Source organism: Thioalkalivibrio sp. AKL17, assembly GCF_000377885.1.
GTDB lineage: Bacteria > Pseudomonadota > Gammaproteobacteria > Ectothiorhodospirales > Ectothiorhodospiraceae > Thioalkalivibrio > Thioalkalivibrio halophilus.
The window spans coordinates 355,798-367,582 of sequence record NZ_KB898764.1; the positions used below are offsets into that span (position 1 = coordinate 355,798).

Annotated in this window: 12 protein-coding genes; 6 read left to right on the plus strand and 6 right to left on the minus strand. The window is 66.4% G+C overall.

What is annotated here, in order from left to right; genetic code table 11:
- Nucleotides 1-2 precede the first annotated feature (2 nt).
- Nucleotides 3-2,105, minus strand: a complete 2,103-nt coding sequence (locus D577_RS0101640; protein ID WP_018945861.1) for a bifunctional diguanylate cyclase/phosphodiesterase — start codon at nucleotides 2,103-2,105, stop codon at nucleotides 3-5.
- A 162-nt stretch (nucleotides 2,106-2,267) separates the two neighbouring features.
- Between D577_RS0101640 and D577_RS0101645 the strand changes: the two genes are divergently transcribed.
- On the plus strand, nucleotides 2,268-2,648 hold the full coding sequence (locus D577_RS0101645) for a DUF2237 family protein (protein ID WP_018869605.1): 381 nt from the start codon (nucleotides 2,268-2,270) through the stop codon (nucleotides 2,646-2,648).
- Between the two features lie 22 nt (nucleotides 2,649-2,670).
- Here the strand turns inward: D577_RS0101645 and D577_RS0101650 are convergent, their stop codons facing one another.
- Nucleotides 2,671-3,237 (minus strand): CPBP family intramembrane glutamic endopeptidase, encoded by a 567-nt coding sequence (locus D577_RS0101650; RefSeq protein ID WP_018945862.1) that lies wholly within the window; start codon nucleotides 3,235-3,237, stop codon nucleotides 2,671-2,673.
- 145 nt (nucleotides 3,238-3,382) lie between these two features.
- Between D577_RS0101650 and D577_RS0101655 the strand changes: the two genes are divergently transcribed.
- Both D577_RS0101655 and D577_RS13785 read left to right on the plus strand, forming a co-directional pair.
- On the plus strand, nucleotides 3,383-3,589 hold the full coding sequence (locus tag D577_RS0101655) for a hypothetical protein (protein ID WP_018945863.1): 207 nt from the start codon (nucleotides 3,383-3,385) through the stop codon (nucleotides 3,587-3,589).
- Nucleotides 3,586-5,145: a GGDEF domain-containing protein gene (locus D577_RS13785; RefSeq protein ID WP_051073604.1), complete on the plus strand. Its 1,560-nt coding sequence runs from the start codon at nucleotides 3,586-3,588 to the stop codon at nucleotides 5,143-5,145. The genes D577_RS0101655 and D577_RS13785 overlap by 4 nt, the downstream gene beginning before the upstream one ends.
- A 78-nt stretch (nucleotides 5,146-5,223) precedes the next feature.
- Here the strand turns inward: D577_RS13785 and D577_RS0101665 are convergent, their stop codons facing one another.
- Nucleotides 5,224-5,760, minus strand: coding sequence for an SCO family protein (locus tag D577_RS0101665; protein ID WP_026288850.1), 537 nt, complete (start codon nucleotides 5,758-5,760; stop codon nucleotides 5,224-5,226).
- Nucleotides 5,761-5,828: 68 nt separating this feature from the next.
- Nucleotides 5,829-6,209, minus strand: a complete 381-nt coding sequence (locus tag D577_RS0101670) for a magnesium transporter MgtE N-terminal domain-containing protein (protein WP_018945865.1) — start codon at nucleotides 6,207-6,209, stop codon at nucleotides 5,829-5,831.
- A gap of 531 nt (nucleotides 6,210-6,740) precedes the next feature.
- Here D577_RS0101670 and alaC point away from each other — a divergent pair.
- The 3 genes from alaC (at nucleotide 6,741) to thrC (ending at nucleotide 10,494) form a co-directional block, all read left to right on the plus strand.
- Nucleotides 6,741-7,943 (plus strand): alanine transaminase, encoded by a 1,203-nt coding sequence (gene alaC / locus D577_RS0101675; RefSeq protein ID WP_018945866.1) that lies wholly within the window; start codon nucleotides 6,741-6,743, stop codon nucleotides 7,941-7,943.
- 63 nt (nucleotides 7,944-8,006) lie between these two features.
- Nucleotides 8,007-9,314, plus strand: a complete 1,308-nt coding sequence (locus tag D577_RS0101680) for a homoserine dehydrogenase (protein WP_018945867.1) — start codon at nucleotides 8,007-8,009, stop codon at nucleotides 9,312-9,314.
- A 37-nt stretch (nucleotides 9,315-9,351) separates the two neighbouring features.
- On the plus strand, nucleotides 9,352-10,494 hold the full coding sequence (thrC, locus tag D577_RS0101685) for a threonine synthase (RefSeq protein ID WP_018945868.1): 1,143 nt from the start codon (nucleotides 9,352-9,354) through the stop codon (nucleotides 10,492-10,494).
- Between the two features lie 48 nt (nucleotides 10,495-10,542).
- Here thrC and D577_RS0101690 read toward each other — a convergent pair whose 3' ends face one another.
- Entirely contained in the window at nucleotides 10,543-11,421 is an 879-nt protein-coding gene (locus tag D577_RS0101690) for a peptidylprolyl isomerase (RefSeq protein ID WP_018945869.1), read from the minus strand.
- Nucleotides 11,422-11,718: a YciI family protein gene (locus D577_RS0101695; RefSeq protein WP_018945870.1), complete on the minus strand. Its 297-nt coding sequence runs from the start codon at nucleotides 11,716-11,718 to the stop codon at nucleotides 11,422-11,424.
- Between the last annotated feature and the right edge of the window lie 67 nt (nucleotides 11,719-11,785).

Consider the following 11,785-nt stretch of genomic DNA (forward strand, 5'->3'; position numbering starts at 1 on the left):
CCTCAGCGTTTGTCCCGGGCGATGACGCCCCGTGCGAGCAGTCCGGCGCACTGTGCCGCGGGAGCGGGGCGGGCGAGCAGGAACCCCTGGAGAGTGTCACAGCCGGCGGCTTCCAGGAAACGCTGCTGTTCGATGTTTTCCACGCCTTCGGCGACGGTTTCCAGGCCCAGGTTTTCGGCAAGGCTGAGCACCGTGCGCACGATGGCCTCGCCGCTGCCGCCATTGTCGAGGTCGCGCACGAAGCTGCGGTCGATCTTGAGCACGTCCAGCGGGAAACGCTGGAGGTAGGCGAGTGACGAGTAGCCGGTGCCGAAGTCGTCCAGGGCCACCCGCAGCCCCATGTCGCGAAATGCCCCCAGGGTGTGGATGACCCGCTGAATGTCGGCCATCAGCATGCTCTCGGTCACCTCGAGCTCCAGCGCATCGGCCGGCGTGCCGGTTTCGGCCAGGATCCGGCGGATCCGGCGCGGCAGATCCTGATCACGGAACTGCGGGGCGGCCAGGTTGATGGAGATCCGTGGCGAGGGCAGTCCGCTGGCCTTCCAGCGCTGATGCTGCAGGCAGGCCTCGCGCAGGATCCATTCACCCAGTTCACGGATCAGTCCGGTTTCTTCCAGTACCGGGATGAAGGTCCCCGGCGACAGCACCTGTCCGTTGGGATCCTGCCAGCGGAGGAGGGCTTCGAGACCGGTAATGCGCCCGTTCCCGGCCTCGACCCGCGGCTGATAGTGCAGGAAGAAGCCTTCCTGACGGTAGACGGCGCGCCGTAGCTGGCCTTCCAGGGCGACCCGTGCGCGCGCCGTGGTGTTGCGCTCGCCGGAGCAGAAACGCAGCCCGTTACCGCCTTCCCGCTTGGCCTGATCCATGGCGGCACCGGCGCGGCGCAACAGCTCGTCGGGTTCGCTGCCATCGTCGGGGTAGAGGGCCGCCCCGGCCGATCCGGGGACGTAGACCTCTTCGCTATCGATCGCGAACAGGTCCTTCAAATGATCGACCAGGCCGGCCGCCTGCCGGACCAGGGTTTCGGCCTCGGCACTGTGGCCCAGCACGATGCCGAATTCGTCGCCACCGATCCGGGCCAGGGTGTCGCCTTCCTCGAGGGCACCTTCCAGACGCTGGCTGACGCGCTGCAGCAGCGCGTCGCCGGTGGCGTGGCCAAGCCCTTCGTTGATCCCCTTGAAGCGGTCGAGGCCCAGATGGAGGATCAGCAAGGGCGAACCGCGGTCGCGGGCGTATTCCATGCTTTGGTTAAGCCGCTGCAGGAACAGTTCGCGGTTGGGCAGGCCGGTCAGGGGATCGTGCCAGGTCAGGTATTGCAGCCGGTCTTCGGTCTCGCGGCGTTCGGTGATGTCATGCACGATCCCGGCCATGCGCCGTGGACGGCCCTGATCGTCGAAACGCACGGTGCCACGCTGATAGACCACCCGCGTGGTGCCGTCCGGGCGGCGAATGCGGTGTTCGATGTCATATTCCGGACCGTCCGGACGCAGGGCGGCATTGATCGCCTGCTGGACCCGCTCCCGGTCGTCGGGGTGAACGGCCGCCATGAACGACTCGTGGTTGGCGCCCCACTGCTCCCGGGTCATGCCGAAGATGCGGTAGACCTCGTCCGACCAGCGGATCTCGTCGTTTTCGAAATCGGAGATCCAGGAACCCAGATGGGCGATGCGCTGCGCCTCGGCGAGTTCGGCCTCGCGCTGTTCCAGCGCTTCGCGGGCACGGTGGCGCTCGGTGGAGTCAATGCCCAGGGTCTGCAGGTGGGTGATCCGCCCATGCTCGTCAAAGAAGGCACGGGAGGTCCACTCGACCCAGCGCTGTGTACCGTCTGCCCGAATGACCGGGTTCTCGATGATCCGGACCGGCTGTTCCGGCGTGAACCGGGCCAGGTCGGCGAGGTTGGCCTCCTGGTGTTCGGGGGGCAGATCCTCGATCCAACGCCGGCCGACCAGATCGGCGCCGAAGTATTCCCGCGCCATGCGGTTGGCGAACAGGATGGTCGTGTCCGGCCGGTACACCGTGATGATGTGCGGGTGGTCCTCGATCAGGCTGCGGTAATCGATGACCAGCGTATCGTCGGGCCCGTATTGCTGTTGATCCGTTTTCATCCTTGATTCCTGCCTGGTACCCGACCGCTATTGGCTCATTATGGCGATGGGAATCCGCCCGGTGCAATCGCGCCGGATCCGCCCGGCGAGTCCGGTTGCGCGAAACGCCATGCGCAGATCGGGTATCCTTGTGAATCTGAATCCGTACTCAGGGAGCCATCAATGCAGCCCTTTGCCTCGCGCAATGTCTTCGGTGAGGAACTCGAGCCCTGTGGCCGCGACCCGGTGACCGGGTTCTATCGCGACGGGCGCTGTGCCACCGGACACGACGACACCGGTATCCATACGGTCTGTGCCGAAGTGACGCAGGCGTTTCTCGATTATTCCCTGGCGCAGGGCAACGATCTGGTGACGCCGATGGAGGCCTTCGGCTTCCCCGGGCTCAAGCCCGGAGACCGGTGGTGCCTGTGCGCCGGCCGCTGGGTCGAGGCGTATCGGGCCGGTGTGGCGCCGGGGGTGTATCTGCGGGCGACCCACGAAGAAACCCTGGCGATCATCCCGCTGGACGTGCTGCAGGCGCACGCCCGCGATCCGGCAGAGTAGCGCGGACGCGTTCGCGGGCGCCTCAGACGGGGCGGGCCAGATACCAGCGGATGACCGCCCAGTCGTAGGCCGCGTGCGCGATCATCACCACCACCAGGTTCTCGGTCACGTGGTAGACCCAGCCGAGATAAAGGCCGATGAGGGTGGCGAACACGAAGTACAGATGGCTGACGTAGTGCGCCAGCCCGAACAGCACCGAGGCCAGCAGGATCGCGGCCCCGGGCGGCAGGTGCAGACCCAGCCACTGCTGTAATACGCCGCGTACCAGGAGCTCCTCGCCGACCCCGGCGAGCACCGCGATCAGCACTACCGAGCCGGCCGGGGCCCCGCGAAACAGCAGATCCAGGAATTCCTGCAGCTGTGCCCGAATGTCGCGAAACGCCGGGTGGTCGGTCCAGCCCAGCACGGCGACCAGCAGGAACATCGGGGTGGTGACCAGCAGGCCCAGGGCCACGGCCTCGATGCTCCAGTCCATCGCGCCCAGAAGCGGCACTCCGGCGAGCGCCGCCAGCGCGAACGCCACGGGGATGAGTGCACCCTGGAACAGGGCTCCGGCGAGCAGTGGATGACGGGCGATGAACGAACGCAAGGCAGCGGGTCTTCAGGCAGACGGTGAATCGGGATTATGCCGACGTGAGCGATCCCGGGACACGGGCGTGTTGCGAGACAACCCTAATGATACCATGCTCTGATCGAGGGCATGACCTTGTGTCCCCGGGCAAGGGGATGCGCGATTGAGTCTTGAGACGTACGACACGGGGGCATCCATGGGGCGCGACGTCAGCAAGCAAGCGACCGTAGCGCAGGAAGCCGCGCCGGCCTTCTGGCGACGCCCGGTCGCCTGGGTCCTGACATGGCTGGTTTACTCCATGTCCATGCTTGGCTATCTCGCGTATGAAAGCGCCCAGCGCGGAGTCTTCTGTCTGAGTGCCGGCGCATGAACCTCTTTCCCCGCTGGCTGGAACACGAGGCCCGCTTTGACGTCCTGCTGAGGACCTATCGCGAGCGCGCCGATCACATCATGATCGGCATGAACGCCTTCCTGCTGGCAGTCTGTGTGGCCCTGGCGCCGTGGTACGGGACCTGGCTGGCCGTGCTGACGGTGGGCGTGCCGACCCTGATCCTCGCCTTCATACTGGGGACCCGCTACGCGGGGACGCTGATCACTCGGCTGTACATGGCAGCCGCGTTCATGGTGTTCACCGGGCTGATCATCCATCAGAGCGAGGGGATGACCGAGGCCCATTTCGCCGCCTTCGGCCTGATCGGCATCCTGCTGTATTACCGCGACTGGCGCACTATCGCCATGGCGACGCTGGTGATCTACCTGCATCACTTGATCCTGGGGTATACCCAGACCCTGGGCGTGCCGGTGTACGTGTTCGACGGACCCGAATTCTGGACCCTGTTCTGGGTCCACGTTGCCTATTTCCTGCCGTTCATCGCAATGATGATCTACCTGTCCATCTGGCTTCGCCGCGAGGCCTATCAGGACCAGCACGTGATCGAGATGGCACAGGACATCATGCAGGGGGATCTGATCTCCGATCAGCAGCTTCCGGACGATGTGCGGGATGCGCCCCTGATCCAGGCCGTGGTGCAGATGAAGAACCGGCTGCTGGATCTGCTCCGGGTCATGCCCGTGCCGGCGGCGGTGATCCGCCTGGACAACGAGACGGTGGTCAACACGAACGAGGCCTGGAGCACCAACATGGGCCTGACGGCGCCCGGGGCCAGCGTGCGCGATACCCTGATCTGCTCCGTGCCCGGGACCTGGGAAGAACTGGTGGCCGAACTGCAGTCGTCGCCCGATCGCGTGCTGGATAAAAAGGAGATCAGCCTGCGTCTCCCCAACGGGCAGGAAGGCCTGTTTGAGGTTTCCGTGGTGCTGCACGAGGAAAGCCAGCCCGTGATGGCCATCCTGACCATGGAGGACATCACCCAGCGCCGGCGGACCGAACAGACCATGCAGCGCCTGGCGTTCCACGACATGCTGACGGACCTGCCCAACCGTACCCGACTGCTGCAGGTTCTGGAGCAGGGCCTGCGGGCGTGGGAGCGTGACGGCCAACCCCTGGCCGTCCTGCTGATGGATCTGGACGGCTTCAAGCCGGTGAATGACACCCACGGCCACGACGCCGGGGACGAGGTGCTGCGCGTGGTGGCGCAGCGGCTGCGTCATGCGGTCCAGGCGGACGACCTGGTCGCGCGCCTGGGCGGCGACGAATTCGTCGTGGTCTTGCAGGGTTATGGCAACGGGGAGGCGGCCCGGGAAGTCGGGCAATGGTTGCTGGAACACATGGCGCGGACCATGGAGCTGGAGACTGCGGGCATTACTGTCCAGGTCGGGGGCAGCGTCGGGATTGCCCATGTCGGCCAGGGGGCGCGTGATGTGGATGATCTGTTGAAGCAGGCCGACGTAGCCCTTTATCAGGCGAAGGGTCAGGGCAAGGGCGTGGTCAGCGTCTATGATCCGTCCCGCGCAGCCACGGGCTGACATCCTCCCGGATCGTTTCACGCGGGAGAAGGCGAAGCGAAAGCCGTTGCGCCGATGCAGTGCCCTGGCAGAGCCGATTCAGTGTTGATCCGATGCCTGCATGTGTTCCCGCAGGGAATCTTCAAGCACCGAAGCCGGCGTGTCGTCCGGATACATGTGCACGATCTCGCCTCGGGGGTTGATCAGGTAGCTCCAGGTGGAGTGGTCGACGGTATATGCCAACGCCGAGTCAAGTTCCACCCGCTCGTATTCCGCACCGTAGCGCCCGGCCACCTTCGCGATCTGTTCGGGCGAGCCGGTCACCCCGGTGAAGGCCGGATCAAAGAAATCGACATATTCGGCGAGGTGTTCCGGATCATCGCGCCATGGGTCGACGGAGATCAGGATGAGGCCCGCTGCGTCGCGTTTGTCCGCCGGCAGTTCATCGAAGACTTTGGCCCAGCGGGAGAGGCTGACCGGACAGGCATCCGGGCAATGGGTAAAGCCGAAATACAGCACTGTCCATTGACCCCGGCGGTTGACAAGGGACACTGGACCGGCTGCGCTTTCCAGGGTGAAGTCGCCGCCTTCTGGCTGGGGACGCCATTGTCCCAGGCTCCATGCGATGAAGGCCACAACCGCCGCGGCTCCGATCAGGGTCCCGGCGAGCAGGAGCGGGCCTCGCCGGGACCAGCGGCCTGGCTTCACAGCCGGGCGCGATGATCCAGGATTACCCCGACCCCGTGGCGTTTGCCGGCGGGCAGGGCGTCGAGCACCTCCCGGCGTACGCCGGCCGGCAGCTGCTCGCAGGCACGCGCCAGCCCGTGGCTGGGCAGGCGGTCGGCGAGGCGCGCCACGGAATGCGGATCCAGCGCTCCGAGAACGTCGGCCTGGGCCCGCTCGGTGAGGTTGAGAAAGCGCATGCGCGCGGCGGCCAGCTGGCCGGCCTCCAGTGCGCCCTGGATGCCGGCTACGGCGGGGTCGGGGCGCATGTCGGCCCAGTGCACCCCGGGTACGGCGCTTTCACCGCGGAATTCGGCGCCGGTGTGGAAATCCTGCACGGTATCCATTGCCAATTCGGTCATGTTCGGTCTCCTCGCATCGGTTCGGTGAAACGGAAAAACACACGATGCGAAGGCCGTCCGGAGGTCCCCGATCGGGGAGCGGGCGGTGGGGGCAGGCACGACCCGGTCGCTACCGGGATGTGCGGGAACCCGTATCCGGCGTGTATCCACGTCACGACGGACCGGGTTCCGGGGCCTCGTTCAGACGAGGAGGCGGCGGGTCCGGGTCCGACGGACAGCTGGATACACGTCATCCGCCGCGCCGGCGGCCTTCGTGCATCGGCAACTGCAACTGTCCATGGGTGTCGTCATACCTCGTATGGCTCAACATGCGCTCGTGGCACCCGGCCACGAACGGGCGCGAATCATAGCTAAAGCGCGGGTGGCGAAACAAGCCTTGCGGCGGTGTGCGTTGACAGGTTCCCATGCGGGTTATAGTTTGACCCGTTTCCCGGCGCGCGCCGGATCAGGGTGCGCGTATCCTGATCGCGCCGGTCGCCAGCGCCGCAAAGCCTACGCCCGGTGATCCCGGGCCCAATCAGGAATCGACCCGTGACCGACGTCTTTCCCCGCATCGAGCGACTGCCCCCCTACGTCTTCAACATCGTGAACGAGTTGAAGGCCGAGGCACGAGCTCGGGGCGAGGACATCATCGACTTCGGCATGGGCAACCCGGACCAGCCGACTCCGAAACACATCGTCGACAAACTGACCGAGGCGGTACAGCGCGGCGACACCCACCGTTATTCGGTGTCGCGCGGGATCCCGCGGCTGCGGCGCGCCGTCACCCGCTGGTACCAGGACCGTTTCGATGTGGAACTCGATCCGGAAACCGAGGCGATCGTCACCATCGGCTCCAAGGAAGGCCTGGCGCATCTGGCGCTGGCCACCCTCGGGCCGGGCGACGCGGTGCTGGTGCCGAACCCGGCGTATCCCATCCATCCCTATGGCTGCGTGATCGCGGGGGCCGACGTTCGCCACGTGCCGCTGACCCCGGATGTCGATTTCTTCGCCGAGCTGGAGCGCGCGATCCGCGATTCCTGGCCCAAGCCGAAGATGCTGATCCTGAATTTCCCGGGGAACCCGACCACGCAGTGCGTGGATCTGGAGTTCTTTGAACGGGTGGTGGAGATCTGCCGCGAGCACGGGATCTGGATCGTGCACGATCTGGCCTACGCCGAGATCGCGTTCGACGGCTATCGGGCCCCCTCGATCCTCGAAGTACCGGGCGCCAAGGACATCGCGGTGGAGTTCTACACCCTGTCCAAGACCTACAACATGCCCGGCTGGCGGGTCGGTTTCATGTGCGGCAACCCCACGCTGGTGGCCGCCCTGGCGCGGATCAAGTCGTATCTCGACTACGGCACCTTCACGCCCATTCAGGTGGCGGCGATCTCCGCGCTGGAAGGGCCGCAGGACTGTGTCGAGGAGATCCGCGAGACCTATCGCGTGCGCCGCGACGTGCTCTGCGACGGCCTGAACAAGCTGGGCTGGGCAGTGGAAAAGCCGAAGGCGACCATGTTCGTCTGGGTGCCGATCCCCGAGCCCTATCGCGAGATGGGGTCGCTGGAGTTCGCCAAGAAGCTGCTGCGCGACGCCAAGGTGGCGGTCTCGCCCGGGATCGGCTTCGGCTCCTACGGGGATGACCACGTGCGCTTCTCCCTGATCGAGAACGAGCAGCGCACGCGCCAGGCCCTGCGGGGGATCAAGGCGATGTTCCGGGCGGATTCCGTCCTCGCCGATGCCTCCGCGTAACCAGGCATTCGAAGACCAAAACCCGGATGCGGTGCATCCGGACGATCAGGGAAACAGGATCATATGACGCCGGTAAAGATCGGAATTCTCGGACTGGGTACCGTGGGCTGTGGCACGGTGAACGTGCTGGCCCGCAACGGCACCGACATCGCCGGGCGCGCCGGACGCGGGATCGAGGTCGTGGCCGCGGCAGCCCGTGACATCGAGCGCGAGCGCGACTGCGACACTTCCGGAATCCGCCTGACCACCGACCCTGGCGTGGTGGTGGACGATCCCGAAGTCGAGGTGGTTGTCGAGCTCATGGGCGGTACCGAAACCGCGCGTGATCTGGTCCTGCGGGCGATCGATGCCGGCAAGCACGTGGTGACCGCGAACAAGGCGATGATCGCGCTGTACGGCAACGAGATCTTCGAGCGGGCCCATGCGCGCGGCGTGATGGTGGCCTTCGAGGCGGCGGTGGCCGGTGGCATCCCGATCATCAAGGCGATCCGCGAGGGGCTGGCGGGCAACCGTATCGAGTGGCTGGCCGGGATCATCAACGGGACCGGCAATTTCATCCTCACCGAGATGCGCGACAAGGGTCGTGACTTCGAGGACGTCCTTGCGGAGGCTCAGTCGCTGGGTTACGCCGAGGCCGATCCGACCTTCGACGTGGAGGGCATCGATGCGGCCCACAAGCTGGCGATCCTGGCCTCCATCGCCTTCGGCATCCCGCTGCAGTTCGATCGCGTGGCGGTCGAGGGCATCAGCGGGATCACCCGCGAGGACGTGAGCTTCGCCGCCGAGCTGGGCTATCGCATCAAGCATCTTGGCATCGCCCGGCGCATGGACAACGGCTACGAGCTGCGCGTGCATCCGACCCTGATTCCGGAACGCCGGCTGATCGCCAATGTCGACGGGGTAATGAACGCGGTGCTGGTGCAGGGCGACGCGGTCGGCCCGACGCTGTACTACGGCGCTGGCGCCGGGGCCGAGGCCACGGCCTCGGCCGTGGTGGCCGATCTGGTCGACGTGGTGCGCGCCCTGACCACCGATCCCGAGAACCGCGTGCCGCATCTGGCGTTCCAGCCGGATGCGCTGTCGGATCACCCGGTGCTGGCGATGGAAGACGTACACACCTCGTTCTACCTGCGCCTGCGTACCCAGGACCGGCCGGGCGTGCTGGCCGATATCACCCGCATCCTCGGCGAGCACGGCATCAGCATCGAGGCCATTCTGCAGCGCGAACCCGATCCGCAGCGCGGCGAGGCCACCATCATCATGCTGACGCACGCGGTGCGGGAAGGTGCGATGAACGAGGCCATCACCGCGGTGGAGGCACTGCCGCACCTGCTGACGCCGATCACGCGCATCCGCATGGAAGCGCTCTGAACAACCGACTGATCCGATCCACGACACGAGAATCCGCATGGCCCACGGACACCGCTACACCGGCCTGATCGACCGTTACCGCGATCGCCTTCCGGTCCACGACGACACCCGCGTGATCTCGCTGGGGGAGGGGGCGACACCGCTGATCCGCCTCAACAACATCCCGCGCGAGCTGGATAGCGAGGTGGAGATCTACGTCAAGTTCGAGGGCCTGAACCCCACCGGTTCGTTCAAGGACCGGGGCATGACCATGGCCGTCACCCGCGCCGTGGAAGAGGGTTCGCGGGCGATCGTCTGCGCATCTACCGGCAACACCTCGGCCGCCGCCGCGGCGTATGCCGCCCGCGCGGGGATCACCGCGTTCGTGGTGATCCCGGACGGCAAGATCGCGATGGGCAAGCTGGCCCAGGCGATGATGCACGGGGCAACGGTGATCCAGATCGCCGGGAATTTCGACGATGGCATGCGCCTGGTCAAGGAAGTCGCCTCGAACACGCCGGTGACCCTGGTCAATTCGGTCAATCCGTACCGTCTGCAGGGCCAGAAGACTGCGGCGTTCGAGATCATCGAGGAGCTGGGTCGGGCACCGGATTATCACTGCCTGCCGGTGGGCAATGCCGGCAACATCACCGCGCACTGGATCGGCTACAGCGAGATGGCCGCCCGCAGCAGCGAGGACGTGACCGACGCCTGCGCCTACTGCCAGGGGCACTGCAAGTATGCCGGCGGCGGCATGGTCGGGAACCGGCCGCACATGGTGGGCTATCAGGCCTCGGGTTCGGCGCCGTTCATGCGCGGGGCCATGGTGGACGATCCCGACACGGTCGCGACCGCGATCCGCATCGGCCATCCGCAGTCCTGGGACATGGCGTGGAAGGTGCGCGAGGAATCGGGTGGCTGGTTCGACGAATGCGCGGACGACGAGATCCTGGCCGCGCAGAAACTGCTGGCGGAGAAGGAGGGGGTGTTCTGCGAACCGGCCTCCGCTGCCTCTCTGGCCGGCGCCCTGCGCGACATTCGCTCGGGGCGAATCCCGGCGGGGTCCACCGTGGTCTGCACGCTCACCGGTAACGGGCTCAAGGACCCGGACACCGCGATCAGTCAGAGCGTGGTCCAGCCGACGCGGGTGCCCGCGGAGCTGGACGCCGTGTCGCAGGCGATCCGCGACAACCTCGCCTGAAACCGTTCACCTGAAGCCGCGGGACCGATTCCGGCCCCGCGGGCAGGGTCAGTTCGCCGGGCGTTCGGGGATCTCGATCCGGGCGGCTTCGCGCAGGCGTTCGATCTCTTCCTGGATCGCGCGGCTTTCCAGGATCTCGATCAGTTCGGCCCGCACGTCTTCCATGGGCGGCGGGTCGACCGGGCGCGTCTCTTCCAGCCGGATCAGGTGCCAGCCGAAGCGGCTTTCCACCGGATCCGTCGTCGTCTCGCCGGGTTCCAGGCGCTGCACGGCATCGCTGAAGGCCGGCACCATGCGGCCGGCTTCGAACCAGCCCAGGTCACCTCCGCGTTGGGCGGAGCCGGGGTCGGTTGAATGCGCTTCCGCCAGCTCGGCAAACGACACCCCGTCCTCGAGTTCGGCCAGCAGGTCCCGGGCGGTTTCCTCGCTCTCGACCAGGATGTGGCGGGCGCGGTACTCCTCGGCGGCCATCTGCTCCACCTGCCGCTCGTATTCGGCGCGCAGGTCGTCGTCGGTGAGTTCCAGCTCGGCCGTCAGGCGCTCCATCATCTCGGAGGCGAGGAAGTTGGTGCGGACCATCTCGAGGATCCGGCGCGTTTCTTCTTCCTCGTGCAGGCCACGCCGCTCGGCTTCCTGACGCAGCAGCCGCAGGCTGATCAGTTCGTCGATCACGCCATCATCGCCGGCCAGCCCGGGGTCGTCGTCCAGGCCGGAATAGGTAAAAACATCGGCCCGGGTGATCGGTTCGCCATCGATGCGCGCGAGGATTTCGGCGTCTTCGGTCGTCGTGGCGGCATCGGTTTCGTGGCCATTGCGTTCGTCAGCCGGACCATCGTTGCCGCAGGCGGCAAGAGAGGTGACGGCGGCCAGGATCGCGGCCGCGAGCAGGCCGCGGGGTGCGGACAGTGGAAACGTTGATGCGGCCATTCAGAACACCTGCTTGAAGGGGCGGACATCCACCGAGGCATACACCCCGGCCCGGACATAAGGATCGGCATCGGCCCATTCGCGGGCCGCTTCCAGAGACGGGAATTCGGCGACGATCAGGCTGGCGCTGAAGCCGGCCGGCCCCGGATCGGGGCTGTCGATCGCGGGGCACGGCCCGGCCAGCACCAGGCGTCCGGTATCGCGCAGGGCCTGCAGGCGTTCCAGGTGTTCCGGACGCGCCGCCAGGCGGGCGTCCAGCGAATCGGGGGCATCGTGGCCCTGGATCATGTAGAGCATCGGCATTCCGTGTCGGGGGACAGGCGGACATTGTAACGTCACGGGCGGGTGCGGCGTGATGGTCGGG

Excerpts from the sequence above, each read along its gene's own strand:
- D577_RS0101640 (WP_018945861.1), bottom strand. The coding sequence starts at position 2,105 with ATGAAAACGGATCAACAGCAATACGGGCCCGACGATACGCTGGTCATC.
- D577_RS0101645 (WP_018869605.1), top strand. The coding sequence starts at position 2,268 with ATGCAGCCCTTTGCCTCGCGCAATGTCTTCGGTGAGGAACTCGAGCCC.
- D577_RS13785 (WP_051073604.1), top strand. The coding sequence starts at position 3,586 with ATGAACCTCTTTCCCCGCTGGCTGGAACACGAGGCCCGCTTTGACGTC.
- D577_RS0101670 (WP_018945865.1), bottom strand. The coding sequence starts at position 6,209 with ATGACCGAATTGGCAATGGATACCGTGCAGGATTTCCACACCGGCGCC.
- D577_RS0101680 (WP_018945867.1), top strand. The coding sequence starts at position 8,007 with ATGACGCCGGTAAAGATCGGAATTCTCGGACTGGGTACCGTGGGCTGT.
- thrC (WP_018945868.1), top strand. The coding sequence starts at position 9,352 with ATGGCCCACGGACACCGCTACACCGGCCTGATCGACCGTTACCGCGAT.
- D577_RS0101690 (WP_018945869.1), bottom strand. The coding sequence starts at position 11,421 with ATGGCCGCATCAACGTTTCCACTGTCCGCACCCCGCGGCCTGCTCGCG.
- D577_RS0101695 (WP_018945870.1), bottom strand. The coding sequence starts at position 11,718 with ATGCTCTACATGATCCAGGGCCACGATGCCCCCGATTCGCTGGACGCC.